General features: G+C 62.8%; 21 protein-coding genes. 9 read left to right on the top strand and 12 right to left on the bottom strand.

Annotation, left to right across the window (positions count from 1 at the left end; genetic code table 11):
* Positions 1 to 1,022: DNA polymerase III subunit beta (gene dnaN, locus ABIV12_RS12215; protein ID WP_348059640.1), on the top strand; the 1,022-nt coding region annotated here is incomplete at its 5' end.
* 300 nt (positions 1,023 to 1,322) lie between these two features.
* On the opposite strand, the gene ABIV12_RS12210 is transcribed toward dnaN, so the two are convergent.
* A complete protein-coding gene (locus ABIV12_RS12210; protein ID WP_348059638.1) occupies positions 1,323 to 2,093 on the bottom strand; it encodes a hypothetical protein in 771 nt (256 codons plus the stop codon).
* A 204-nt stretch (positions 2,094 to 2,297) separates the two neighbouring features.
* Here ABIV12_RS12210 and gyrB point away from each other — a divergent pair, with 204 nt between their 5' ends.
* From gyrB to ABIV12_RS12185, 5 genes are all read left to right on the top strand, one after another.
* Positions 2,298 to 4,706, top strand: coding sequence for a DNA topoisomerase (ATP-hydrolyzing) subunit B (gene gyrB / locus ABIV12_RS12205; protein WP_348059636.1), 2,409 nt, complete (start codon positions 2,298 to 2,300; stop codon positions 4,704 to 4,706).
* Positions 4,707 to 4,904: 198 nt separating this feature from the next.
* Complete coding sequence (locus tag ABIV12_RS12200; RefSeq protein WP_348059634.1) at positions 4,905 to 6,179, top strand: tetratricopeptide repeat protein; 1,275 nt, start codon at positions 4,905 to 4,907, stop codon at positions 6,177 to 6,179.
* Between the two features lie 274 nt (positions 6,180 to 6,453).
* Complete coding sequence (locus tag ABIV12_RS12195; protein WP_348059632.1) at positions 6,454 to 7,113, top strand: TonB family protein; 660 nt, start codon at positions 6,454 to 6,456, stop codon at positions 7,111 to 7,113.
* A 93-nt stretch (positions 7,114 to 7,206) separates the two neighbouring features.
* Complete coding sequence (locus ABIV12_RS12190) at positions 7,207 to 7,917, top strand: MotA/TolQ/ExbB proton channel family protein (protein ID WP_348059630.1); 711 nt, start codon at positions 7,207 to 7,209, stop codon at positions 7,915 to 7,917.
* Positions 7,918 to 7,920: 3 nt separating this feature from the next.
* On the top strand, positions 7,921 to 8,340 hold the full coding sequence (locus ABIV12_RS12185; RefSeq protein ID WP_348059628.1) for a biopolymer transporter ExbD: 420 nt from the start codon (positions 7,921 to 7,923) through the stop codon (positions 8,338 to 8,340).
* Between the two features lie 147 nt (positions 8,341 to 8,487).
* On the opposite strand, the gene ABIV12_RS12180 is transcribed toward ABIV12_RS12185, so the two are convergent.
* The 4 genes from ABIV12_RS12180 to ABIV12_RS12165 all read right to left on the bottom strand — a co-directional run bounded on the left by ABIV12_RS12180 (position 8,488) and on the right by ABIV12_RS12165 (position 11,450).
* Positions 8,488 to 9,234 (bottom strand): pyridoxine 5'-phosphate synthase, encoded by a 747-nt coding sequence (locus ABIV12_RS12180; RefSeq protein ID WP_348059626.1) that lies wholly within the window; start codon positions 9,232 to 9,234, stop codon positions 8,488 to 8,490.
* Between the two features lie 75 nt (positions 9,235 to 9,309).
* Complete coding sequence (locus tag ABIV12_RS12175) at positions 9,310 to 10,344, bottom strand: PDZ domain-containing protein (RefSeq protein WP_348059624.1); 1,035 nt, start codon at positions 10,342 to 10,344, stop codon at positions 9,310 to 9,312.
* Between the two features lie 34 nt (positions 10,345 to 10,378).
* Positions 10,379 to 10,855 (bottom strand): hypothetical protein, encoded by a 477-nt coding sequence (locus ABIV12_RS12170; protein ID WP_348059622.1) that lies wholly within the window; start codon positions 10,853 to 10,855, stop codon positions 10,379 to 10,381.
* Complete coding sequence (locus tag ABIV12_RS12165; RefSeq protein ID WP_348059644.1) at positions 10,848 to 11,450, bottom strand: sigma-70 family RNA polymerase sigma factor; 603 nt, start codon at positions 11,448 to 11,450, stop codon at positions 10,848 to 10,850. Before ABIV12_RS12165 ends, ABIV12_RS12170 begins: the two co-directional genes overlap by 8 nt.
* A 228-nt stretch (positions 11,451 to 11,678) precedes the next feature.
* Here ABIV12_RS12165 and ABIV12_RS12160 point away from each other — a divergent pair, with 228 nt between their 5' ends.
* Positions 11,679 to 15,176: a PAS domain-containing hybrid sensor histidine kinase/response regulator gene (locus tag ABIV12_RS12160; protein ID WP_348059620.1), complete on the top strand. Its 3,498-nt coding sequence runs from the start codon at positions 11,679 to 11,681 to the stop codon at positions 15,174 to 15,176.
* Here the strand turns inward: ABIV12_RS12160 and ABIV12_RS12155 are convergent.
* The 4 genes from ABIV12_RS12155 to acs form a co-directional block, all read right to left on the bottom strand.
* Positions 15,173 to 15,940: an ABC transporter ATP-binding protein gene (locus ABIV12_RS12155; RefSeq protein ID WP_348059618.1), complete on the bottom strand. Its 768-nt coding sequence runs from the start codon at positions 15,938 to 15,940 to the stop codon at positions 15,173 to 15,175. The genes ABIV12_RS12160 and ABIV12_RS12155 overlap by 4 nt on opposite strands.
* A complete protein-coding gene (locus tag ABIV12_RS12150; protein WP_348059616.1) occupies positions 15,937 to 17,082 on the bottom strand; it encodes a hypothetical protein in 1,146 nt (381 codons plus the stop codon). The genes ABIV12_RS12155 and ABIV12_RS12150 overlap by 4 nt, the downstream gene beginning before the upstream one ends.
* An 89-nt stretch (positions 17,083 to 17,171) precedes the next feature.
* The gene (locus tag ABIV12_RS12145) at positions 17,172 to 17,846 is read right to left on the bottom strand and encodes a response regulator transcription factor (protein ID WP_348059614.1); all 675 of its coding nucleotides are present in this window, start codon (positions 17,844 to 17,846) and stop codon (positions 17,172 to 17,174) included.
* 115 nt (positions 17,847 to 17,961) lie between these two features.
* The gene (acs, locus tag ABIV12_RS12140) at positions 17,962 to 19,902 is read right to left on the bottom strand and encodes an acetate--CoA ligase (protein WP_348059612.1); all 1,941 of its coding nucleotides are present in this window, start codon (positions 19,900 to 19,902) and stop codon (positions 17,962 to 17,964) included.
* Positions 19,903 to 20,118: 216 nt separating this feature from the next.
* Between acs and ABIV12_RS12135 the strand changes: the two genes are divergently transcribed.
* The gene (locus ABIV12_RS12135; RefSeq protein ID WP_348059642.1) at positions 20,119 to 21,456 is read left to right on the top strand and encodes a DcaP family trimeric outer membrane transporter; all 1,338 of its coding nucleotides are present in this window, start codon (positions 20,119 to 20,121) and stop codon (positions 21,454 to 21,456) included.
* A gap of 17 nt (positions 21,457 to 21,473) precedes the next feature.
* A complete protein-coding gene (locus tag ABIV12_RS12130; protein WP_348059610.1) occupies positions 21,474 to 23,129 on the top strand; it encodes an MFS transporter in 1,656 nt (551 codons plus the stop codon).
* A 74-nt stretch (positions 23,130 to 23,203) separates the two neighbouring features.
* Here ABIV12_RS12130 and ABIV12_RS12125 read toward each other — a convergent pair whose 3' ends face one another.
* The 3 genes from ABIV12_RS12125 to ABIV12_RS12115 all read right to left on the bottom strand — a co-directional run bounded on the left by ABIV12_RS12125 (position 23,204) and on the right by ABIV12_RS12115 (position 25,067).
* Positions 23,204 to 23,461, bottom strand: coding sequence for a GlsB/YeaQ/YmgE family stress response membrane protein (locus ABIV12_RS12125; RefSeq protein WP_348059608.1), 258 nt, complete (start codon positions 23,459 to 23,461; stop codon positions 23,204 to 23,206).
* 100 nt (positions 23,462 to 23,561) lie between these two features.
* On the bottom strand, positions 23,562 to 23,837 hold the full coding sequence (locus ABIV12_RS12120) for a hypothetical protein (protein WP_348059607.1): 276 nt from the start codon (positions 23,835 to 23,837) through the stop codon (positions 23,562 to 23,564).
* 186 nt (positions 23,838 to 24,023) lie between these two features.
* On the bottom strand, positions 24,024 to 25,067 hold the full coding sequence (locus tag ABIV12_RS12115; RefSeq protein ID WP_348059605.1) for a LysR family transcriptional regulator: 1,044 nt from the start codon (positions 25,065 to 25,067) through the stop codon (positions 24,024 to 24,026).
* Positions 25,068 to 25,169: the final 102 nt, after the last annotated feature.

Here is a 25,169-nt window from a genome sequence, read left to right as displayed (position 1 = left end):
TGCCCGTTCTGGCCAATCTGCTGGTGGTGGTCGATTCAACGGGTGTGGCATTGACCGGAACCGATCTTGAAGTCGAAATGGTGGCGAGAACAACCGCCGAGGATCTCGAACCCGGCGAAATCACGATCCCTGCGCGCAAATTGTTTGACATCTGTCGGGCGCTGCCTGATGGCTGTCGCATCAAGTTCGAGCAGGTGGGCGAGAGGGTGACGCTCAGCGCGGGCCGCAGCCGTTTCACTCTGGCAACGTTGCCCGCAACCGAGTTTCCTGTGATCGAGAACATCGATCTGGTTGAACGGGTGACGCTGTCGGAAGGAACCTTGAAGGAGCTGATGGAACGCACCGGGTTCGCGATGGCGCACCAGGATGTTCGCTACTACCTCAACGGCATGCTGATCGACCTTCGAGAGGATGTCCTGCGCTGTGTCGCAACGGACGGTCACCGTCTCGCACTGGCGGAAACGCACATCGAGACAAAGATCACGTCGCCGCGGCAGGTCATCGTTCCGAGAAAGGGAATCAATGAACTGCAGGGCTTGTTCGAATCCGGGGATGGAACCGTCGATCTGGAGTTTGCGCGGAACCATCTTCGCGTGCGGCGTGGCGATGTCACGTTCACGTCGAAACTGATTGATGGACGGTTTCCCGATTATGAAGCGGTCATTCCGATTGGAGCCGACAAGGAAGTTCGGGTTCAGCGGGAAGATGTGCGTGCGGCGTTGCAGCGTGCCGCGATTCTCTCGAACGAGAAGTATCGGGGTGTGAAACTGGAAGTGAGCCCGAACCGCTTGCGGATCGTCGCGCACAATCCGGAGCAGGAGGAGGCGGTGGAGGAAGTCGAGGCGAAGACGGGCGTGTCCGACCTGAGTGTGGGCTTCAACGTCAATTATCTGCTGGATGCGCTGAGTGCGATCAGTAGTGAAGAAGTCTTGCTCTGCCTTCGGGACGGGCAGTCCAGCTGTCTGGTGCGCAAGCCGGATTCGGACGATACCCGTCACGTGATCATGCCTTTGCGGCTCTGACCCGCGCGGTTCAGGGGGCGGTTGCGTTGCGCTGTTCCCCTCTTGCTTCGTGCTGTTGGAGGCGCGCTTTGCGCTGGAGTCCTTCCTGAAACCTTCGTTGCGGAGCTCGGTTCGAATTCGGGTCGGTGGGTATTTGTGGAACTGACGAGGTTGCGGGTCGGCAATTTGCGTTTGATCGAAGATGCGGAGCTCGATCTCGCCAATGGTTGGAACTTGTTCGTCGGGGCCAACGGTGCAGGCAAAACGTCGCTCCTCGAGGCTGCGTTTCTCTTGTCGCATGGCCGCTCGTTCAGAACCTCCTCACGTGAGGCATTGGCGCGGAACGGAGGCCCAGGCTATTCGGTCTTTGGGGAATTGCGTCGCGCTGCGACGATTACGGAGAGAGTCGGCGTTGCTCGACTCGGCAATCGACTGGAAGCACGGCTCAATGGCGACGTCGTTGCCGCTTCGGTTCTGATGCGTCACACAGCCGTCTTGTGTTTCGAGCCTGGGTCTCACGATCTGATTTCTGGTCCCGGGGAGGAGCGAAGACGCTTCCTCGATTGGGGTGTGTTCCACGTGGAACACGACTTTTTGGGTCACTGGCGCCGCTATCAACGCGCGTTGAAACAGCGCAATGCGTTGCTTCGTGGATTTTCCGATTCCGGGGAGTTGGACGTCTGGGATCTCGAACTGGCGATGGCCGCCGAACCTCTCTGCGATGCTCGACGAAGTTACATCGATCGGTTGCGTCCGCTCGTCCTGGATCTGCTGGATCGTTTGCTTCCAGAGCTGGGTGAGGCAGACATCCGGTTCCTGCCGGGTTTCGATGAGCAACGTCCACTTCAGGTGATCCTTGCGGAGAGGCGCGGTCGAGACATCGCGCGAGGTCACACCACTGCTGGTCCGCACCGCGCAGATTGGTCGATCGCTTTTGACGGAACGTTGCGGCGTGAGCACCTTTCCCGTGGGCAGGAAAAACTGTGCGCGTTTGCATGCGTGATGGCTCAGGCGCGCTTGTTTGCGGATATCGCGGGGGAGTGGCCGGTTCTTTGTTTCGACGATCTGGCATCCGAAATGGATCGTGCGCATCTTTCAAAGGTCCTCGCGACGGTTCCCACCGACGGTGTGCAGATCCTTGCGACGGCGACGGAGGAATCAACGGCGTTTGGGAGTGTTGACGCACCAATCACGCGGTTCCACGTGGAACAAGGCCGATTCGGGCGACTGCTATAATCGGGTATTCACGTCAATCCCGGCGCGCCTCGCGCGCCCGCCTGCCGCGCCCGGAGACTCATGAGCGATCAGTACGATTCAAGTAAAATCAAGGTTTTGAAAGGCCTTGAGGCCGTTCGCAAGCGCCCGGGAATGTACATCGGCGATACGGATGACGGCACTGGGCTGCATCACATGGTGTTCGAAGTCGTCGATAACTCGATCGACGAAGCCCTCGCCGGATACTGCGACAACGTCACCGTGATCATCCACAACGACGGCTCGGTGAGCGTCGCCGACAACGGGCGCGGCATTCCGGTCGGGATGCAGGAAGACGAGGGACGGTCGTCAGCGGAAGTCGTGATGACCGTGCTGCACGCCGGTGGCAAATTCGACGACAACAGCTACAAGGTCTCCGGAGGCCTGCACGGCGTCGGCGTGTCGGTCGTCAACGCGTTGTCCGACCACCTGTGGCTGACGATCTACCGCGACGGGTTCGAGCATGCGCAGGAATACGCCCATGGCGAACCGTTGTTTCCGCTCAAAGTGGTGGGGCCGTCGCCCAAGCGCGGGACGACCGTCCGTTTTCATCCGAGCCTCGGCACGTTTTCCACGATCGAGTTTCACTACGACATCCTCGCCAAGCGACTGCGCGAACTGTCGTTCCTCAACTCCGGCGTCAAGATCGAGTTGCAGGACGAGCGAAACGACCGGCGCGACGTGTTCGAATATGAGGGCGGCATCCGCTCGTTCGTTGAACATCTGGCACAACTGAAGACGCCCTTGCACGCGAAGGTGATCAACTTCAGCGCGGAGCACGACGGCACCACGGTCGACCTGGCGATGCAGTGGACCGACGCGTACCAGGAAACCGTGTTCTGCTTCACCAACAACATTCCGCAGCGCGACGGCGGGTCGCACCTCTCCGGATTCCGCGGTGCGCTGACCCGCACGCTCTCGAACTACATCGAAAAGTCAGGGCTGCAAAAGACCGCGAAAGTCGCACTGTCCGGTGACGACATGCGCGAAGGACTGATTGCGGTCCTGTCAGTCAAGGTGCCCGATCCCAAATTCTCGTCGCAGACCAAGGACAAGCTGGTTTCCAGCGAGGTCAAGGGCATCGTCGAGTCGATCGTCAACCAGAAACTCGAGGAGTTTCTGCTTGAGCATCCGGCCGAAGCGCGCGCAATCACCGCGAAGGTGGTCGACGCGGCGCGCGCACGCGAGGCGGCTCGCAAGGCGCGCGAGATGACGCGACGCAAAGGTGCGCTCGATATTGCCGGACTTCCCGGCAAACTGGCCGACTGCTCCGAAAAAGACCCTGCGTTGAGCGAACTGTTCATCGTCGAGGGTGACTCCGCGGGTGGCTCGGCGAAGCAGGGACGCAACCGCAAGAACCAGGCGATCCTGCCGCTGAAGGGCAAGATCCTCAATGTCGAACGTGCACGCTTCGACCGCATGCTGGCGAGTGCCGAAGTCGGAACGTTGATTACCGCCCTCGGCACCGGCATCGGCAACGACGAGTTCAACGTCGACAAGTTGCGCTACCACCGCATCATCATCATGACCGACGCGGACGTCGACGGATCGCATATCCGCACGCTGCTGCTGACGTTTTTCTACCGACAGATGCCGGCGTTGATCGAACGCGGACACATCTACATTGGCCTGCCGCCGCTCTACAAGCTCAAGCAGGGCAAGCAGGAGCTGTACCTCAAGGACGACGCCGCGCTCAACGCGTACCTGATTTCGAATGCGGTCGACAATGCCGAGCTGGCCTACACCCCCGACGCACCGCCCATCAGCGGCCCGGGTCTCGAAAAACTGATGGCTGTCTACCGTGCTGCGCTTGATCAGATTGACCGGCTGGGCTTTCGATTCGACGAAGCTGTCCTTGTGGCGCTGCTCGACGCCCCCTTTGCTGGAGACAGCTGGCAGGATGCCTCGAAACTTGAAGCATGGGTCGACCGACTGCAGCGCTCACTCGCGGCGTCGGGCCTCGGCCGGCCGAAGTACGCGTTGCGCATCCAGCCGGCCACACCCGAACACGGCGCGGCACTGGTGATCGACCGCGACCAACATGGGCTGCGCCATACGCAGGTTCTCCCCGCGGCGTTCCTCGGCGCGGCAGAATTCCGGCCGATCGTTGAGGCCGCGGCGCAAATTTCCGGTCTGGTGCAGGCGGGCGCTCAAGTACGTCGGGGCGGCAAGGCGCAGGCGGTCGCAGGATTCGCTCAGGCTTACGACTGGCTGATGGACGAGGCAAAGCGCGGCCGAACCATCCAGCGCTTCAAGGGGCTTGGAGAAATGAACCCCGAACAGCTGTGGGACACGACAGTCAATCCGGACACCCGTCGTCTGCTGCAGGTGAGCATCGAAGACGCGGTCGCTGCAGACCAGATCTTCTCGACGCTGATGGGCGACGTGGTCGAACCGCGCCGTGCGTTCATCGAGCAGAACGCATTGCGCGTGGCAAATCTGGACGTCTGAAGCGACCGGCGCAGGTACACAAAAGGTACTTTGCAACAATCTATACGAGCGCCGTCTGTTGGATGTTGCGTCGCAGCGGCCGACGCACTTGTCCGCGTGCTTGTGCAAAACGCGGGCGGGGCGGTACCCTCAGCGTCCTTTTTCCCGAAGCCGCCGGAAATGTCCGACGGCTTTCGTAGTTCAAGTGGGGTAGGCGGCATGAAGCGTTCGACGTGGTGGATGACGATGATGTGCGCCTGTGGTCTGGCGCTCGCGGGACTCGCGTTTGCGAAAGACAAGAAGGAAGTCAACGAGTACCCGAATTCGACGCGCCAGGAACCGAAGGTCGAGATGTCGGCCGGCGACCAGAAAGACCTCAACAAGGCAGCCGATCTCGTCAACGACGGCAAGACCGCGGACGCACAGCCGCTCATCGAGAAGGTCATCGGCAGCGAGAAGGCGAGCAAATACGCGCAGGCGTTCGCCCACCAGCTGCAGGCCCAGGTGTTCTGGGATCAGGACAAGGGCGATGATGCGATTGCCGAATACAAGAAGGCGATTGCGTTCGACGCACTTGCAAACGCCCAGCAGTTCCAGCTGATCTATGCCTTGGCGCAGACCCAGTTGCAGCAGGAGAAGTACCAGGACGCACTGGTCACTCTGGCCGAATGGGAAAAGCTCAGCGGCAAGCAAACCGCAGACGAACTCGCGTTGAAGTCGAATGCGTACTACCGCACCGACCAGTACCAGCCGGCTGTCGACGCGATGAAGAAGGCACTGTCGATGACCGACAAGCCTTCCGAAAGCTGGACGCAGATCCTGATGGCCAGCTATTTCGAGCTGAACCAGTACGACGAGGCTGCACGCATCGTGCAGGCCCAGCTCGACAAGGACCCGACCAACAAGAAGCTGATCAACCAGCTGGCAACGGTCTACATCCAGGGGGACAAACAGCAGCAGGCGCTGGACCTGATGGCGAAGGCGAAGAGCCAGGGCCTGATCACCACCAGCGAAGACTATGTGCAGCTGGCCAAGCTGCAAGCATCGGCGGACAAGCCCAAGGATGCAGCGGCGACCATGAAGGAAGGGTTCGCCAAGGGCGTCGTCCAGTCGACCTACGACACCAGCAAGCTGCTCGGCGATGTGTGTACGCAGGCGGAGGACGATGCTTGCGCGATCGAGGGCTACACCAAGGCGTCCCCCCAGGCGAAAGACGGCAACGTCGACTATCAGCTCGGCTATCTTCTGTTCTATTCCAACAAGTCGAAGGAGGCCATCGACGCGCTCAACCGCGCAGTGACGAAGGGCAGCCTGCGGCAGGAAGGCGAGGCGTATCTCCTGCGCGGCGACGCGGAGAACGAACTCGACCAGAACGCGGCGGCAATGGCAGACTGGAACAAGGCGCTGACACACGCCAGCACCAAGACAATGGCTGCACAGCGGATCAAGGCTGCGAAGGGCGGCGTGAAGGTCCAGCGCGCCAAGAAGAAGTAACGCACATCGATCAACAGATTCGAATGGACGTGCGACTGCTTTCGGGGTCATACGGCCAATGGATGGTGGCAAGCGACGGGAAGGGTCGCGACGTGCAAGTCCGCTTGCCTGAAAACCCGATAATCACCACGACAACGCGCGCAGTCACTGCTTGTCGCAAGGCCGTCCGGTGTTGTACCTTGCTCAGCCCTCTGGCCGCCGGGATACATCCGGGACAGACTTCGAAAGCGTCGCCGGCACGTCCGCACTGTCTCAATTCTCGTTGGTCAAACTGATGGCAGATACCTACCAATCTGGCGGCGAAACTTTCAGCTGGCGACGCGTCACAGCGTTCGCGAGCGCGTTCGCTCTGCACGTCTTCGCATTCGCGATGATGATGGCGCCTGTCGCGCCACCGGCGCCGAAAGACAAGACCATCGACAAGAAGGTGACGGTCGAGTTCATCGAACCGCCGCCGCCGCCGCCGCCGCCGCCGCCACCGCCGCCGGAGCCGCCGAAGAAGCCGCCGCCGAAGATCATCGAAAAAGTGCAGCCGCCACCGAAGGCGCCGCCGCCTCCGCCTGCGCCGCCGATCGTCTCGCAGGAAGCGACGCCGATGTCGACGCCTGCGCCGCCGCCGGCACCTCCGGCACCGCCTGCGCCGCCTGCGGATATCGCGCCGAGCGAGAACATCAGCTACCGTAAGATGCGTCCGCCGAAGTATCCGCCGCAAGCTGCGCGCCAACATCAACAGGGCAAGGTGCTGTTGAAGGTGCTGGTCGGTGTCGACGGCCATGCCGAAGAGGTCACCGTCGAAAAATCCAGCGGTTCACGTTTGCTGGATCAGGCTGCGATCGATGCAGTGAAGAACTGGATGTTCAATCCAGGTCAAAAGGGTGGGCAGCCCAGTCGCGGGTATGCCTTGGTTCCCATCGAATTCAATTTGTCCGAATAGGGTAGCGCCATGCAGCAAGATGCCTCTCAGTCCCCCGCAGCGGCTCAGCCTGCTGTCATCACCGCACCCGGCGGCGGCAACAGTGCCGCGGCCATGAGCCAAATGGGTTTCCACGATCTGATCCAGAACTTCGATGCTCTGGGCTGGATCGTGTTTGTGACCCTCTGCATCATGTCCGTCTCGTCGATCTACTTCGTCGTCGCCAACTTCCTTCGCAACGGCATGATCCGTGCGCGCATGGAGAAAGTGATCCACACGTTCTGGGATACACCGTCGGCACAGGACGCCGTGCGCTTCCTCGAGGATCAGCCCAAGGGCGAACCGTTCTCGAAGATTGCGCTCGACTGTGCTTCTGCCGCCGCGCATCACCAGCGCAATGAAGGCAGCCGCCTGGTCGAGGCCCTGAATCGCTCGGAATTCATCGATCGTGCCCTTCGCCAGGCCGTGGCTCGCGAGAGCCTGCGTCTTGAAGGCGGCATGACGGTGCTGGCAACGGTGGGTTCTTCCGCTCCGTTCGTCGGACTGCTCGGAACCGTCTGGGGCATCTATCACGCGTTGATCAAGATCGCGGCATCCGGCAACGCGTCGATGGAAGCGGTTGCCGGTCCCGTGGGTGAAGCGCTGATCATGACCGCGTTCGGTCTGTTCGTCGCGATTCCCGCGGTGCTCGCGTACAACTTCTTCGTACGCCAGAACCGCATCATCTACGCGCGCTTCGACGAGTTCGCGCACGACCTGCATGATTTCTTTGCGACCGGTTCGCGCGTCGAGGCAGGCGTAGCTCCGGTTGCCGTGAGGAAGTAAGCCATGTCCATGAGCTCAGGTGGTTCGGGTGGCGGCCCGATGGCCGAGATCAACGTCACGCCGCTCGTCGACGTGATGCTGGTGCTGCTGATCATCTTCATGATCACGGCACCGTTGATGTCGCACAAGATCCGCATCGATCTGCCGCAGGCGAATCCGGACGTGGTCAACACACCGCAGCCGGATCCGATCGACCTTGCGGTCAAGGAAAACGGCGACCTGTTCTACAACGACGAAGCCGTGACCGAAGCCATCCTGCAGGCGCAGCTGCTTGTCGCCGCGCAGAGGAATCCGCAGCCCGAGCTGCAGATTCGAGCGGACAAGACGACGCAGTACCAGAAGGTCGCCGCGGTGATGGCTGCCGCCAAGCGAGCGGGCATGATCAAGATCGGCTTCATCACCACCGGCGCGAACGACCAGTAAGGTTGCCGCACCCGGAATGGAACGAACGGCGCTGCGGCAACGCAGCGCCGTTTTTCGTCCACGCGACAGGCTGTCTATCCGATGGCCGACATCTGCGCATGCGACGTCTCCGTGCGGAACGCACGCCGACGAGCGCGCTGCGTTGCGTCAGGACGACGCGAGGATGTGCAGGTACGCCCGGACGGTCGGCGCGAGACCTGCATACAACGCTTCGCCGATCAGAGCGTGTCCGATCGACACCTCCGCCAGAAACGGAATCGCCTGCTTCAGTGCCCCAAGGTTCTGTTGATTGAGGTCGTGCCCGGCGTTCACTCCGAGGCCGCAAGCACGCGCCCTTTCCGCAGTGCGTACGCAATCGGCCAGCGCGCGCGACGCATCGCCTGACGCGAACGCAACCGCATACGGTTCGGTGTAGAGCTCGATCCGGTCGGCCCCGATCTCCGCGGCGCGCTCAACATCAGCGACGTCGGCATCGACGAACAGGCTGACGCGGCAACCAAGCGTCTTGAGCTCGCGCACCAGTGGAGCGAGACGGGCGGCATCGCGTGCGAGATCAAAGCCGTGATCCGAGGTGAGTTGTCCGTCGCCATCCGGAACGAGCGTTGCCTGCGCGGGACGCGCGCCCCGCACCAGATCGAGATAGCCCGGATAGCTTCCGCGCGGCGGAGCAAACGGATTGCCTTCGATGTTGTACTCGACATGTCCGAGTATTGCCGCAACCCGGGCCACGTCATCGACACGGATGTGTCGCTGATCCGGGCGCGGATGCACCGTGATGCCGCCGCAGCCCGCCTCGATCGCGACGCGCGCGGCAACCACCGGATCAGGGAGTTCGTGCCCCCGTGAATTGCGGAGCACGGCGATCTTGTTGATGTTGACGCTAAGCGACGTCATCGCGCGGCTCCATGCACTGGCAGCGCAATTCTAGCGCGCGAGCACTGGAAGCCGATCGCTCGTCCCACCGGACAATCAACGACACCCTTCCGGAATCTGCTTCCAGGCCACAGGATCCCAATACGCTCCGTTTCGCGGATCGCTGCGGTGGTCTTCGTTGAGACGAGCGGCCACCAGAACCGTGGTGTCTGCGGGCACGTCGATGCGCAACGTCTTGTAGTCGTCGTTCGCCATCCGCGCGCGGTCGTTGAAACTCAGATAACGACTCTCGATCTGCTCGCCAATCTTCACAGTGTGCGAACCGGCGGTCACGCGGTAGGACGATGACCCGGTCGGCCCAGGCAAGGCGCCGTCGATACTGATGATTTTCGCACCATGCAGTTTCTGCTGGCGCGGCGCGGAATCGAAGTCGCTGATACGACCGCAGCCGGAGGTCGAAGCCGTGGTCTCTCCAGTCGACGTTGCCGTGGCTACCGCAGCCATGTCGACACCGGCATTCGAAGCCAGCTGTGTACCGCTTCCGACGGTCAGACGCATCGGCGGCAGGTAGACGCTTGTCAGCGCACCCGACAACGCAAGCGCGCGTCCGCCACGGCGGACGTCGAACGCAAGCACACCGCCGTCAGGCAGAAGATCCACACCGCGCCGCAGATCCGACGCCGCATTCGCGTTGTCCGTCAGCGAATGACCGTTCATGGCGACCACGACGTCACCGGCGCGCAAGCCGATGCGTTCGGCACCGCCACCCGGCGTCACGCCGAACACGTGAAGCCCGTCGCGGTGCGCGTGCGCGCTGTCGACCAGCAGCCCGAGGGTGTTCACACGCTCGCCGGGCGTCTCGACCGCCAGTGAAATCTGCTGGGACGGCTGATCGCCGAACGCACCGGCCTCGACGAGCTCGGTCATGACAGCACGCAACTCCGCGCGCATCCGCTGTTGGACGTCCATTCCGGCACCGGGGGTCCCGCGCAGGATCGCGCCGGACGCGACCGCCGAAACACGAGCGCTGTCATCTGCCGAGGCGAACGGCGAAAGAGCCAGCAAGAGCGCACCTGCACACGCCGCCAGAACCCATGGCTTCGCACAATTGTTGCCGTTGGAAATCGTCATTGCGTCCACCTTGATTTGGAAAGACCGTCGCCGGTCAGATTCGCGTGACCGCCAGTGCATCGCGGGTCCCGGTGTTTCGATAACCGTCAATCAATCCGCGCAGCGCTCGATTGCGTTCCCGCCACAGCGCGAGGATCTCGCCCGGCGCCGCGTCACGGTCATACGCGGACTGCAATGCCGCATCGATGACGCGCAGCTGGACCGATCCGGAAGGCACCGAGCGCACACTGGCCGCGATTTGCTGCCACTGACCTTCGAGCACCTGCGACTCGGCCTGCCCCGACAGCATCTCCGATGGGGTCGACGGAATGTCGCGCTGCACCTGCACCAACGTCACCGCGGCGACCACGCTCGCCGCCATCGCGAAACCGACCCGCATCCAACGCGTTCGAAACCGGCGCGTTCGTTCGGCCGACTCGATGCGTGCCCACAAGCCAGCGCCGGGAACAAACTCGGGCAGTGTTCGCAATGCGTTGCGCGCCCTGTCACCGATGAAATCCCGCTCAGCCACGTTCAGATACCTCCTTCTCACCCGCTTCGCTCGCGGACCCGCCAAGACGCTTGAGCGCGCGCGACAGGATCGACTTCGACCAACTCTCGCTCTGCCCGAACAGACTCGAGAGTTCCTTGTGCGTGTAGCCCTCGACCTCGTGCAGAACAAGAATCGCGCGGGCACGGACCGGCAATCGCATCAACAGCGACCACGCATCGAACTGCATCTGCGCGTCGGCAACGGGTGCCGCCAACGCGTCGAGCATGCTTTCCGGATCCTCGTCGCGAAATTTCTTTTTCGCGCGCACGACATCGAGTGTCGCATTCACCGTCAAACGCTTCAGCCACGCCCCAAACGGCGCGTCGCCGCGAAAACCGCGCAGCCCTCCAAACAGTTTCATGAACACGTCTTGCACGACGTCTTCCGCTGTCGCAGGGTCTCCCAGCACACGCAGCGCCAGGTTGTAGCACGCGGTGCCGAACTGCTTGTAGATCGCGCCATACGCGGTCATGTCCCCGCGCCGCGCACGCTCCAGCGTCATCGTGTCGAGGATCTGGCCGAAGCCGCTGGTCGCCGCAACAATCGGCACCGAATGAATCTGTCCGTCTGCCATGTCATCCACAAGGACGCTCCGGACCCTGCAATCGTCGCAGCGGAGATCCGGCCAAGCGGCAACCTGGACCGTGAACCGGCCGGAGCGCGCCGACGTCAGTGAGCCATCGGACAGCGCCGGGTCTCCGAAAACCGATGCAGGGCCAATCCATCCGCGATGGTTGAGGGCCCGCGTCGTTCCGTCAAGGGCTTGCACGACTACACTACGTCGGGCTTCGGAGCGCCATGCATGATTGCGGGCTGGCTGTTGATGTTGGTATCGGTCGTCTACGTGGTCGCGCTCTTCGCGATCGCGTATTACGGCGACCGCCGACCGCTCTACCCGGCACGCGCGTGGTTGCGGCCGATCGTCTACAGCCTCGCGCTCGCGGTCTATTGTTCGTCGTGGACGTTCTATGGCGCGGTGGGAACCGCAGCGCGCAGCGGCCTTTCGTACCTGCCGATCTACCTCGGGCCGATCCTGCTGTTCGTCTTCGGGTTCGGCCTGATCGAGCGCCTCGTGCTCGTTGCGAAGGAGCGCAACGTCACCTCCATCGCTGACTTCATTGCGTCGAGGTTCGGGAAGTCGCACGCACTGGCCGCGCTGGTGACGGTGATCGCGGTGACGGCCGTAGTGCCCTACCTCGCACTCCAGCTCAAGGCGGTGTCGATGAGCTTCGACGTGATGACCGGCGCGACCGGCGCCATGAATCCGTCGATGTTCTCCGATCACGCACTGTACGTGGCGATTCTTCTCGCGGTGTTCGCGATTCTCTTTGGCACGCGTGGAATCGACGCAACCGAACACCATCACGGAATGATGCTCGCCATTGCTGTCGAGTCGATCATCAAGCTGCTCGCGTTCGTCGCGGTGGGGCTGTACGCATTGAAGACGGGTGGGGGGCTGGAGGACATCGCCGCGCCCATCACCGACCTCGCCGAAAAAGGCTTGCCGGACGGTTTCATCGCCCAGACCTGTCTCGCTTTTGCGGCCATTTTCTGCCTGCCGCGACAGTTTCAGGTAGCGGTGGTGGAGTGCGAGCATCCGGGGGACGTGCGACGCGCGCGCTGGTTGTTTCCACTTTATCTCGGGATCATCTCGTTGCTGGTGCTGCCGATCGCCACGGCTGGAATCCAGGCGGCACGCGGCAGCGCAATCTCGCCCGACGCCTACCTGCTGTGGCTTCCGCTCTCCCACGGCAGTCACGCGCTCGCAGTGCTCGCTTATCTCGGCGGCTTTTCGGCCGCGACCGGCATGGTGATCGTCGCGACCGTCGCACTGGCGACGATGATCAGCAACGATCTGGTGATGCCGGCCTTGCTGCGCGTGCGCGCCTTCAAGCTCGAGCAGCGCGCCGATCTTTCACCGCTGGTGCTTGGCGTACGACGCGTCGCGATCGTCGCGCTCGCCGCGCTTGCGTTTGCCTACTATCGCAACACCACGCACGCGCAAAACCTGGCGGCAATCGGCCTGCTTTCATTCACCGCAGTCGCCCAGTTTGCGCCCGCGATCGTTTGCGGACTTTACTGGCGCGGCGCGAGTCGGGTCGGCGTGATCGCCGGACTCCTCGCCGGCTTCGCCGTCTGGCTCTACACGCTTCTGATGCCGTCCCTCGCGATGGCCGGGTGGTTGCCGAACGCGTGGATCGAACAGGGCCCGTTTGCGATTTCATGGCTGAAGCCGCACGCGCTGTTCATGCTCAGTGGCTGGGACCCGATCACCCACGGCGCGTTCTGGTCGATGCTTGCCAACGTTGGATGCTGCGTATTCGTCTCACTGCGATTTCGTCCCGGCATCGAGGAGCGGTTGCGTGCCTCCGGTTTCCTCGATCCGTTCGCGGTTCCACCGACCGGCAGCAACGAATGGCGTGGTCGCGTACGGGTGGCCGATCTGGCTGCCATCGCCGAGCGCATCGTCGGCGAGAAACATGCGACGCGCGCATTCCAGGAATACGCAGACGCATCCGGAAAACCGATCGAAGCGGACGCATCCGCCGATCGCGCACTCGTGCAGCACACCGAACGCATTCTGGCCGGCGCCATCGGTGCGGCATCGGCTCGTCGCATGCTGACCAGCGCGCTGCGCGGAACCGGCCTCGATCTGTCGGAAGCGGCGATGCTGCTCGACGAAACATCGCAGGAGCTGCGATTCAACCGAGAGCTTCTCGCGGTCACGTTCGACAACATGCTGCAGGGCATCAGCGTGGTCGATCGGGACCTGCGCATCGTCGCGTGGAATCGCCGCTACCTGGACCTGTTCGACTACCCCGCAGGATTCGTCTACGTCGGACGACCCATTGCCGACCTGATCCGCCACAACGCAGAGCGGGAACTTCTCGGCAGCGGGAACGTCGCGGCCAAGATCTCCCGACGGCACGCGCATTTGAGCAAGGGAACACCGCATGTCTTCGTGCGTGAGCGCCGGGACGGCCGCGTGATCGAAATGCGTGGCGAACCTCTGCCGGGAGGAGGCTATCTCACGACGTTCAGTGACATCACTTCCTACAAGCACGCAGAGAATGCACTGCGCGAAGCGAACGAGACGCTGGAGCAGCGCGTCGAGCAGCGCACTGGTGAGCTGGAGCAATCGCTCGTTGCAGAACAGCGTGCGGTGCGCGAGGCGGAGGCTGCCAACCAGTCGCGCACGCGGTTCCTTGCGGCGGCCAGCCACGATCTGCTGCAGCCACTGAATGCCGCACGGCTTTTCACGTCGGCGTTGCGTCACCAGCCGCTCGACGTCGAGAGCGGCCGACTCGCCGAACGCATTGACACCGCGTTCAAGGCGGCTGAAGACCTGCTTGATTCGCTGCTCGAAGCCTCGCGCCTTGAGGCTGGAAAATATCGCATCGACGTCTCGGACTTCGCGCTCGGCGAACTGGTCGAATCGCTGGAGCAGCAATTCAGCGTGCTCGCTGCGACGCGCGGCCTCAAACTGCGCTTCGTGCCAAGCCGGCTGTGGGTGCGCAGCGATCCGCAGCTGTTGCGACGCATTCTGCAGAACTTCCTCGCGAATGCGTTGCGCTACACGAAAAGCGGTGGCGTCGTGCTCGGCGTGCGGCGAGCAGGCAACAAGGTTCGCGTTGAGGTCTGGGACAGCGGACCGGGCATTCCGGACGATCAGTTGCACAGCGTGTTCGAAGAGTTTCGTCGGGGCAGCCATGTTTCACCATGGGGTGAAAAAGGCCTCGGCCTCGGCTTGTCCATCTGCGACCGAATGGCACGCCTTCTCGGGCACCCGATCAGTGTGCGCTCCCGCGCGGCGCGCGGCAGCGTGTTCGCGGTCGAGCTCCCGCGCGCGCACGTTCAGCGCCTGCCGTCACAACCACGTGCGCCGCGCGGCGAATCCACCGCCTTCACCAGCGAGCTTCACGCGCTGTGCCTCGACAACGACCCGACCATCCTCGAAGGCATGTCGGCGTTGCTGACCCGCTGGGGCCTCTCCTGCGATCTGGCCGGGACGATCGAGGATGCGCTTGCGGCGACGCAGCGACGCCGACCGGATCTGTTGCTGGTCGACTATCACCTCGACACCGACAAGGACGGGCTCGATGCGTTGGGATTGCTGCGCAGCGCATGCTCTCCAGCGCCGCCTGGTGCGTTGATCACAGCGGATACCAGCGCCGAACTCGCGCTGCGCGCACGTGCCCTCGGCTACGCGTTGTTGCGCAAACCGGTCAAACCCGCTGCGCTGCGCGCGCTGATCGCGCAGTTCGGACGGAAAATAGAGAACGTGCAAACGTCGATTTAACCGCGCTGCGGGAACGCGTGCGGCGCGAGGTCCGCGGCGATGATGCACGCCGCCATCGCGGCTTCGAGGCCACCCTCGCGGTCGTTGCGCAGGCGATCGAGCTGGCTGCGGCTCCAGTCATGGAGGATTCGCCCATCGTGCAGAAGCAGGGCACGATCCGCCCACACCGTTGCGATGTCGAGCGCATGTGTCGCGAGCAGCACACCAGTTTGTCCCTCACTCACCAGCTTGCGCAGATGCCCTTTCAACGCCAGGCTGCTCGAAGGGTCGAGGCCGTTGAACGCCTCATCCATCACGACGAGTTCCGGCGCGCCCACGAGTGCGAGGAGCACCCCGAGCTTCTGGCGGGTTCCGTACGAAAGCTGCTCGATCGCGTCATCGAAGCGGGAGGTCAGGCGCAACGTCTCTGCCAGAGCGAGCATCGCCGGATCAAGGACCCGAAGATCCTTCGCGGCGGCTTGTACGGTGAGGCACTGGCGGACGGTCAACAAAGCCGGCAGGCGTTCCGGTGCGATGGCGTAGCCAAGTCGCCTTTTTGCCGTGGCTCCGTCCCCGACCATGGCAAGTCCGCACACGCTCACCTCGCCGGCGAACGGAAGCAGTCGACCGACGCAGCAGTCGAGAAGGCTGCTCTTGCCACTGCCATTCGCGCCCAGCAGGACAACCCATTCTCCGGCCGCCACGGCAACGTCGACGGCGTGCAACACACGGCGCTGCGCGTAGCCCGCGCACACGCCACGCACGTCAAGAACCGGGACGATCATGCAGCCTCCGCGCGTTTCCATTGCACGACTGCGACGATCGCAGCAGCGACAAGCGCCAGTGGAACGGCGATCGATGCGAGGGCGGCCAGCACCGTCGCCAGCGCGAAGATCTCGATGCGGACACGGTCCTTTCGGTGACGCACGGCGAATGCAGTGAGCGTCGACGCCGCCACCCATGCAAACCATCCTGTCGCGATTGCGAGAATTGTGCGCGCGTCGGTGCCGAGCGCGGCGAGCACCGCCGCCATCGCCACCGTATAGACGCATTGCCACGCACACGTGCGCGCACCCGAGCTGATCGTGAGCGTCCTCGCAGCGAGCGGCGTTGTCCGCAACCAGTCTGCTGCGCGGGGGACGATCGCCAGCTGCGCAATCAACAAGGTCGTCGCGATGACCGCGACTGCCAGCGACAGCAGAAGGAGCACCGCGGTGAGCGGTGGAATGCCCATCGGCATCGAGAACAGCACGGCGCCAAACACGCGGGCCTCCATGCGTGGGCGCAGACGCGCGATTCGCTCGGCGAAGGCCCATCGTCCAAGCGCGCCCAGACCAATCGTCGTCCCGCGGTCTGCCTGCCGACGCGCGATTCGCACGTGGTTCTCCGCTCGAACGCGCGGCGGCCGCGCGGCACTCCACCAGCCGAGTAGCGCACCGGGAATTGCACCGGCAACGACTGCGGCGATCACGTTCCAGACCGGAACTGCATTGATGGCTCCAGCCGCCGCAATGAGCCCGCACGACATTCCGATCATGATCAGCAGCTCCGACGCGGCGCGACGTTGAACCATCCCGGCGATGGCGCATGACAGGATGGGTGCGGCCGCGAGCCATGACGATGCGAATCGTTGTTCGATGACGCGGCGTACCCGCTCGACGCGCGAACGGACCACCCATGCCGCGGCGAGTGCGACGACGGGCGCATGCGTGCGCAGCGGATCGAGCCACCACGATGCGGATGTGCAGAATCGGTATCCAGCGGCGGCCACCACGATGAATGCAGTCGCGGCGACCGCGAGCAGCAATATGCGGTGCGCGGGTTCCAGGCCGCGACACGCGGAAAGACGATTGCGGCGCTCAAACCGCTGCGCGAGACGTAGTGCGTCCACAGAGGGAACGTCGATCGGCGAAGAGGTCACGGCCATGCCGATTCCGGTGGGGCGATCCGCGTTTGGAACATCGGTCGTCGCCACAGTTCAATCCCACGACGTGGTCGTTCCGCCTGCCGCCTGGCTCAATGATTCGAGAGGACAACCTCGCTGGGCACGCTGTCGACCTCGATGGCCAGGTGACTTGCCATCAGCGCAACCTGGGTGCGGTTGGACACGCCGAGCTTGCGCATGATTGCCGTCATGTGCGCTTTCACGGTCGCTTCGGACACGCCCAGGTCGTAGGCGATCTGCTTGTTGAGCAGGCCTTCGGCAATCATGTTGAACACGCGAAATTGCTGCGGCGTGAGTTCGGCCACGCGGGCGGCCGCACCGGCTTCGTCAGGCTTCAGCGCCAAACCTGCGCCGTGCACCGACGCCGGTATCCACAGGTCGCCGTCGAGCACCCGAAGCACCGCGGTGACGATGGTCTCCACCGGGGCTGATTTGGGGATGTACCCGGACGCGCCGTGGGCAATTGCTCGCCGGATGATGCCTGCTTCCTCGTGCGCCGAGACCATGATGATCGGCAGGCCGGGATGCTGGCCGCGGATGTGCACCAGCGCGGAAAATCCGGTTGCGCCGGGCATGTGCAGGTCGAGCAGGAGCAATTCGAGATCCGGATGCGTATCGACCACGACATGCAGCATCGGCACGCCGTCCGCCTCGAGCAGAGCCGCATCCGGCAATGCCTGAAGCACCGCGCGCTTGAGCGCGTCGCGGAACAGCGGATGGTCGTCGGCAATCAGGACTTCGCGCATGACGACCGCGCAGAGCGAATGGGCAACCGGCAAAGTGTGGACCGCATTCGTGCGAGCCCGCAGCAAGCGCATGGCGTGACGAATGGTGCATCCGGAACACCGGTTCCCGGCCGCATCACTTCACCAACCGCTCGTCGACCAGATTCTTCACCACGCCTGGATCGGCGAGCGTCGAGATATCACCCAGCTGATCCGGTGCGTTCTCTGCGATCTTGCGCAGGATGCGGCGCATGATCTTTCCCGAACGCGTTTTCGGCAAACCGGGCGCCCATTGCAGGAAATCGGGCGTGGCGATGGGTCCGATCTCCTTGCGCACCCACGCGACCAGTTCCTTGCGCAGCGCTTCAGTTGGCTCCTCGCCAGCCGTCAGCGTGACGTAGGCATAAATGCCTTGCCCCTTGATATCGTGCGGGCAACCGACCACCGCGGCTTCCGCGACTTTCGGGTGCGCAACCAGTGCGCTCTCCACTTCCGCGGTACCGAGGCGATGACCCGAGACGTTGATCACGTCGTCCACGCGACCGGTGATCCAGTAGTAGCCGTCCTCGTCGCGTCGCGCACCGTCACCGGTGAAGTACATGCCGGGATAGGTACGGAAATAGGTGTCGATGAAACGCGCGTGATCGCCGTAGACCGTGCGCATCATCCCCGGCCACGCATCGGTGATCACGAGGTTGCCTTCGGTCGCGCCTTCCTTCACCACGCCGCTGGCATCAACGATCGCCGGTTTGATGCCGAAGAATGGCAGCGTCGCGGAACCGGGCTTCTGGTCGATCGCGCCGGGCAGCGGGCTGATCAGGATGCCGCCCGTTTCCGTCTGCCACCACGTGTCGACGATCGGACAGCGGCCATCTCCGACCACGCGCCAATACCATTCCCACGCCTCCGGATTGATCGGCTCGCCGACGGTGCCCAGCACGCGCAGCGATGCACGGGACGTCTTCGCAACCGGCCCTTCGCCTTCGCGCATCAACGCGCGGATTGCGGTCGGCGCGGTATAGAAAAGCGTCACCTTGTGCTTGTCGATCACCTGCCAGAAGCGCGACGAGTCCGGATAGTTCGGCACGCCCTCGAACATCAGCGTGGTCGCGCCATTGGCGAGCGGGCCGTAAAGCATGTAACTGTGGCCGGTGACCCAGCCGACGTCCGCGGTGCACCAGTACACGTCGTCTTCGCGCAGGTCGAACACGCTTTCGTGCGTCAGGCTGACGTACACGAGATAGCCGCCCGTTGTATGCAGCACGCCTTTCGGTTTGCCGGTCGACCCGGAGGTATAGAGAATGAAGAGAGGGTCTTCGGCGTTCATCGCCACCGCCGAATGCTCCGCTGACTGGCCTTCCATCAACGCGTGCCACCACCGATCGCGAGGCGCGCGCATCGTGACGGCACCACCCGTGCGTTTGACCACGAGCACGGTCTCGACGCTGTGCGTGCCCGGCCGCTGCAAGGCTTCGTCGACGTTGACCTTCAACGCAACCTTCTTGCCACCGCGCAAACCTTCGTCGGCTGTAACGACCAGCTTGCATTGGGAATCGGCGATGCGCCCGGCCAGCGAGTCGGGCGAGAAGCCCCCAAACACAACGGTATGAATCGCGCCAATGCGTGTGCATGCGAGCATCGCGATTGCCGCCTCCGGAATCATCGGCAGGTAGATCGCGACGCGATCTCCCTTGCCGATTCCGAGGTGACTCAGCAGATTGGCGCATCGGCACACTTCGGCATGCAACTCCCGATAGCTGATGCGGCGAGAATCGGCCGGGTCGTCCCCCTCCCACACGATCGCGATCTTGTCGGCGCGTTTGTCGAGGTGACGATCAAGACAGTTGGCGGCGACATTCAGTTCGCCGTCTGCATACCATCGGATATGCAGATCGGAGACGTCGAACGAGGTGTCCTTGACGCCGCTGTAAGGCTTGATCCAGTCAAGACGCTGTCCTGCGTCGCCCCAGAACGCCTCGGGGTCGCTCATTGAGGCGGAGTACGCGCTGTCGTAGCCGGCGCGGTCGATCCGTGCGTTGATCGCAAATTCTTCAGGCACTGGATGCAGCTTGGACATGTGGGTCTCCTTTCTCGCTTCGCCGCGGGCCGCGCAAAGTGTGGCACGCCAGCATCGGCTCCGATCGGACCTTCGACTTTAGTCGCGGCTACGACCAATGGCGAATAGGCAGCGCGAAGCGCACTGCGCATCCTGCCGAAGCTGACACAACGGGAGGGTTGTATGCAGATCCGAAATGCACACGTATTTCGCCGCTCGGCGCTGGTCGTCGCCTTGATGGCGGGGATTGCCGGACATGGCATCGCCAATGCGAACGAGCAGCGTGAAGCTGCACTTGAGCAACGCGTCAACGAACTGGAACGCCAACTGCATGAATTGATGGCGGACGTGAAGGCCCAGCGCGCAGCGCCGCCTGCCATGGCCCCCGCTGTCGCGGCATCCGCGCCATTGCCGAAGGCGACCGCCACGGTGGGCGGCAAGCCGATGATCCAGGAAACGACGATCACGCCCGGCGCGAATCCGAACACGACATTCCGCGTTGGCGGTTTCGTGAAAGCGGATTTCATGGCGACGCGAACCGGCGATGGTCAGCTTGCCGATGGCGCCACGGGTCGGGCGCTGTACGTGCCGAGCCAGATCCCGGTCGGCGGCAAAAGCACGGGCACCGACTACGACGCCGACGCGAAATTTTCCAGGTTCAATCTCGGCATCGACACCGTCACCGATGGTGGCGACAAACTCGGCGCGTTCTTCGAGATGGATTTCTTCGGCAACGCACTCGGCACCCAGGTGTCCACGAATACTTACGGCGTCACGCTGAGGCACGCCTACGCGTACTGGAACGGGTGGCTCGCCGGACAGACCTGGTCGAATTTCATGGACGTCGCCGCTTTGCCTGAAGCGGTGGATTTCATCGGGCCGACCGATGGCGTGATCTTCGTGCGCCAGAGCCAGTTGCGCTACACCGACGGAGGTTTCTCGGTCTCGATTGAAAACCCGGAGACCACCATCATTCCCAATGGTGGCGGCGCCACCGTGCAGTCCGATCGTGGGGCCATCCCGGATGTGACGGCGCGCTACGGTTGGAAAGGCGCGTGGGGTTCATTCGGCGTCGGTGCCCTGGTGCGCGACCTGCGGATCGATCGTCTCGCCACCTCCACCACCGGTGCGCTGAAGGACGACACGATCGCCGGCGCGGTGACGGTCGGCGGCAAGTGGAACATGGGGTCCAGTGATGACCTGCGCTACCAGTTGACGCTCGGCAGCGGCTTCAGCCGCTACATTGGTCTCGGCATCACGGGGGACAGTGGACTCGACTCCGATGGCTCGCTCGACACCCTCGATGGCGCTGCGGGCTATGTCGCCTGGCGACACATGCTCACATCGAAGTTGCGCACCAACGTGATGTACGCACGCAGCCAGTACGACAACAACGTGGTGGCGACAGGACCGTCTGCGACCAAGTCGGTGCAGAGCCTGCGTGCCAACATCTTCTATTCGCCCTATCCGAAACTCGATATCGGTGCGGAGCTCATGTACGGCCAGCGCGAAATCGAAAGTGGTGCGAATGGCGACCTGATGCGCCTTCAGTTCACCACCAAGTATTCGTTCTGAACAAAGGGGAATTGAAGATGGCAACGAATCCGGCAGCAGCGTCCGGCGCACTGACGACGGGGCACAAGCGCGTCATCATCGCGTCCAGCGTCGGCACCATGTTCGAGTGGTACGACTTCTATCTGTACGGTTCGCTGGCGGCAATCATTGCCAAGCAGTTTTTCTCGGCACTGAATCCGACCAGTGGATTCATCTTTGCGTTGCTCGCGTTCGCCGCCGGCTTCGCGGTGCGGCCGTTCGGAGCGATCATCTTCGGGCGCCTCGGAGACATGATCGGGCGCAAGTACACGTTTCTGATCACGATCGTGATCATGGGCTTCTCCACGTTTCTCGTTGGCGTCTTGCCCAACTATGCGTCGATCGGGGTCGCGGCGCCGATCCTTCTGATTGTCCTTCGCCTGCTGCAGGGCCTCGCGCTTGGCGGCGAATACGGCGGCGCGGCGACGTATGTCGCCGAGCATGCACCACCCGGCAAGCGTGGTCTGTACACCAGCTTCATCCAGATCACCGCGACGTTCGGGCTGTTCCTTTCGCTGATCGTGATCATGATCTGCCGCAAGACCCTTGGCGCGGAGTTCGACACCTGGGGCTGGCGCATTCCGTTCCTGATCTCGGCGTTGCTGCTCGCCATCTCGGTGTATATCCGCTTGCAGTTGAACGAGTCCCCGCTGTTCCAGCAGATGAAAGCCGAGGGTCGCGGTTCAAAGGCGCCACTCACCGAGGCGTTCGGCAACTGGAACAACGGCAAGATCGTGTTGCTCGCTCTGTTCGGCGCGACCGCCGGCCAGGCGGTGGTGTGGTATGCCGGCCAGTTCTACAGTCTCTTCTACCTGACGCAGACACTGAAGATCGATGGCTTCACGGCCAATCTCTACATCGCCGCCGCACTGTTGATCGGTACGCCCTTCTTCGTCGTGTTCGGCGCGCTGTCAGACAGGATCGGCCGCAAGCCGATCATCATGCTCGGTTGCCTGCTGGCGGTGTTCACGTACTTCCCGATCTTCAAGGGACTGACGCATTACGGCAATCCGGCGATCGAGACGGCAAGTACGACCAATCCGGTTGTCGTGACCGCAGATCCGGCGACGTGCCATTTCCAGTTCGATCCGGTCGGCAAGAAGGTCTTCACCAGTTCCTGCGACATCGCCAAGAGCGTGCTTGCGAAGAGCGGTACGCCGTACGTCAACCAGGCGGCCGCGGCGGGAACCGTCGCAACGGTGAAGATCGGAGCAACCGAGGTGTCCGCGTTCGAAGGCCTCGCTGTGGATCCCGCAACGTTCAAGTCGGAATCCGAAGCGTTCAGTACCAAGGTCAAGGCAGGACTCAAGGCAGCGGGCTATCCCGAGAAGGCGAATCCCGAGCAGATCAACACACCGATGCTGATCCTGCTCCTGACGATCCTCGTGCTGTACGTGACGATGGTCTACGGGCCGATCGCGGCGTGGCTGGTCGAGTTGTTCCCGACACGCATCCGCTATACCTCGATGAGCCTGCCGTATCACATCGGCAATGGCTGGTTCGGAGGGTTCCTTCCGACGACGGCGTTCGCGCTGGTAGCACTGACCGGCGACATCTACTCCGGGCTGTGGTATCCGGTGATCATCGCCGCCATGACCTTCGTCATCGGCACATTCTTCCTGCGCGAAACCAAGGACGTCGACATTTCAAAGTAATCGCCGTCGCTCTGCGAAACGACAAAGGGCCGGACGAAAGTCCGGCCCTTTGCTTTTTACCCCTGTGAAAAATGCTACGCGCGTTTGAGGAATCCGATCAGCACCAGCAGGATGATTGCGCCAATTGCGGCATAGATGATCGCGCCTGCAATGCCAGAAATCCCCAGACCGAGTGAAGGAAGCAGCCAGCCGGCGAGGAACGCGCCGACGATGCCGACGACGATGTTGCCGACCAGGCCGAAGCCGTGCCCTTTGACGATCTGCCCCGCGAGCCAGCCTGCGACACCGCCGACAACCAGCCAGATGATGATGGCTTGTACTTGAGGATCCACGTTCGCCTCCCAATCCGAACGTCGCGGAATGCGACCTCGCTATTGTGCGCTAGGATCGTTGCGATCTGTGATGCGACGCGGAGCGATTCATCGGGTGCGTTCAGTCAGACGTGTCAGGCATCCGCATTTCACCGTTCGCCGATGCGGGTCGCGGCACACCAACCGGGCGAGTGGGAACGACCGACGATTTTGCGATGGGAATCGGCGCCGCCGCGACGGGACGTGCAGGCGACGTGGCGCGCGGCTTGCGCATGGACGCCAGATCGTCGATCGCGACCATGCTGGTCTCGGGCCGCGAGCTGGCCGAGACCCGGTCAGCTGCCAATGCCAGGATGAAGCCGAAAAAACCGACGATGCCGCACAGCAGGCCGAGCATCAGGATGCCGGGATTCCTGGTCGTGAAGATCAATATGACACCGAGAATCGTCAGGCCAAGCATGAGCCAGCGGGACATGGCGCACCTTCGAGCAGCAGAGCTTCAGAAGTCGACAAACTAGCAGAAATGCGCGCTTCTGAGCGCCACCATCGATCCGCCGTTCACGACCGATCGCGCTGACCCGGGTCAACGATCGGAGTGGCCCGCGGCCCAGTAGTCGTGCCGCGAAAAAAGCCCGGGCCGCACGAGGTCGATGAACGCGCGCGCCTCGGTGCTGAGGTACTTGCCCTTGCGCACTACGACACCGTAACTGCGCTGCGGGAAATACGCGCTCATGTTGCGCACCGTGAGCCGCTCGTGATCCTCCTGGCCGATGCAGATGCCGGTGACGATCGAGATGCCGAGACCCAGCGCCACGTAGTGCTTGATCACTTCCCATCCGCCGACTTCGATCGCGACGCGAAACGGCACTTTGCGCTGCTGGAAAATCAGGTCCACCAGCCGGTAGGTGGTCAAGCGCTGCGGCGGCAGGATCAATCCATAGGCCGACAAATCCTCCAGTCGCACGTCGCGCAACGCCGCCAGCGCGTGGCCGGGCGGAGCGATCAGCATCGGATCGTAGGACTGCACCGGTTCGTAGCTGAGGTCGTTTGGCACGTCCAGCATCGAGCCCACGGCAAAATCGACTTGGTCCGAGCGCAACAGCGCGAGGCCGTCCTTGCCGGTCACGTTGTGCAACTGCAGCTTCACGTTCGGATGCTGGTCTCGGAACGCGGCAACGTACGGCGGCAACAGGTACTGGATCGTCGAGGTTCCGGCAGCAATGTGCAGCTCGCCGCCAGACAGGCCTGTGCGCAGGACACGGAACCGCTGGTCGAGCTGATCCAGACCTTCAACCAGAGGAAGCGCCAGGTCGTACAGCGCCTGACCCTCACGCGTGAGCACCACGCGGCGTCGGCGCCGCTCGATCAGGTGAGCGCCGAGCTCCTGTTCGAGCGCACGCAGCTGAAGGCTGATCGACGGCTGCGACAGGAACAGGGCATCCGCCGCACGCGACAGCGTTCCCAACTTGGCGATCATGCAGAACGCCCGCAGCTGCTTCAGCCGGCTGCCCTTGTAGTAAAAACGTGGCGGCGACTTCTGGGCCGTCGGCCCTTCGGAAACCACCGCCAACCCGCCGCGTGAGCGTCCGACGCGCGTGTTTTTGGCAGGAAGAGGTGATTTGGTCATTTGAAATCAACGGATTGCCGAATACTTGACAATGATAATGCAATTCATTGAAACATCTGTTTTGTCAAAGCCATCCGTTCGGCCTACTCTTGCTGCAAAGCA

It is taken from the genome of Dokdonella sp., from assembly GCF_039926425.1.
In the GTDB taxonomy this organism is placed as follows: Bacteria; Pseudomonadota; Gammaproteobacteria; order Xanthomonadales; family Rhodanobacteraceae; genus Dokdonella_A.
Note: the sequence above shows the minus strand (reverse complement) of the source record. Positions and strands in the feature narration are given on the sequence as shown.

Coding starts and splice junctions, on each gene's coding strand:
- gyrB (WP_348059636.1), top strand. CDS start 2,298: ATGAGCGATCAGTACGATTCAAGTAAAATCAAGGTTTTGAAAGGCCTT.
- ABIV12_RS12160 (WP_348059620.1), top strand. CDS start 11,679: ATGATTGCGGGCTGGCTGTTGATGTTGGTATCGGTCGTCTACGTGGTC.
- ABIV12_RS12165 (WP_348059644.1), bottom strand. CDS start 11,450: ATGGCAGACGGACAGATTCATTCGGTGCCGATTGTTGCGGCGACCAGC.
- ABIV12_RS12130 (WP_348059610.1), top strand. CDS start 21,474: ATGGCAACGAATCCGGCAGCAGCGTCCGGCGCACTGACGACGGGGCAC.
- ABIV12_RS12145 (WP_348059614.1), bottom strand. CDS start 17,846: ATGCGCGAAGTCCTGATTGCCGACGACCATCCGCTGTTCCGCGACGCG.
- ABIV12_RS12200 (WP_348059634.1), top strand. CDS start 4,905: ATGAAGCGTTCGACGTGGTGGATGACGATGATGTGCGCCTGTGGTCTG.
- ABIV12_RS12115 (WP_348059605.1), bottom strand. CDS start 25,067: ATGACCAAATCACCTCTTCCTGCCAAAAACACGCGCGTCGGACGCTCA.
- ABIV12_RS12210 (WP_348059638.1), bottom strand. CDS start 2,093: ATGCGCACGATCCATTTCGGATGCCAGATCGTCGAAACAAAGAACCGG.
- ABIV12_RS12180 (WP_348059626.1), bottom strand. CDS start 9,234: ATGACGTCGCTTAGCGTCAACATCAACAAGATCGCCGTGCTCCGCAAT.
- ABIV12_RS12185 (WP_348059628.1), top strand. CDS start 7,921: ATGTCCATGAGCTCAGGTGGTTCGGGTGGCGGCCCGATGGCCGAGATC.
- ABIV12_RS12175 (WP_348059624.1), bottom strand. CDS start 10,344: ATGACGATTTCCAACGGCAACAATTGTGCGAAGCCATGGGTTCTGGCG.
- ABIV12_RS12195 (WP_348059632.1), top strand. CDS start 6,454: ATGGCAGATACCTACCAATCTGGCGGCGAAACTTTCAGCTGGCGACGC.
- ABIV12_RS12135 (WP_348059642.1), top strand. CDS start 20,119: ATGGCGGGGATTGCCGGACATGGCATCGCCAATGCGAACGAGCAGCGT.
- ABIV12_RS12155 (WP_348059618.1), bottom strand. CDS start 15,940: ATGATCGTCCCGGTTCTTGACGTGCGTGGCGTGTGCGCGGGCTACGCG.
- ABIV12_RS12150 (WP_348059616.1), bottom strand. CDS start 17,082: ATGGCCGTGACCTCTTCGCCGATCGACGTTCCCTCTGTGGACGCACTA.
- ABIV12_RS12120 (WP_348059607.1), bottom strand. CDS start 23,837: ATGCTCGGCCTGCTGTGCGGCATCGTCGGTTTTTTCGGCTTCATCCTG.
- ABIV12_RS12190 (WP_348059630.1), top strand. CDS start 7,207: ATGAGCCAAATGGGTTTCCACGATCTGATCCAGAACTTCGATGCTCTG.
- acs (WP_348059612.1), bottom strand. CDS start 19,902: ATGTCCAAGCTGCATCCAGTGCCTGAAGAATTTGCGATCAACGCACGG.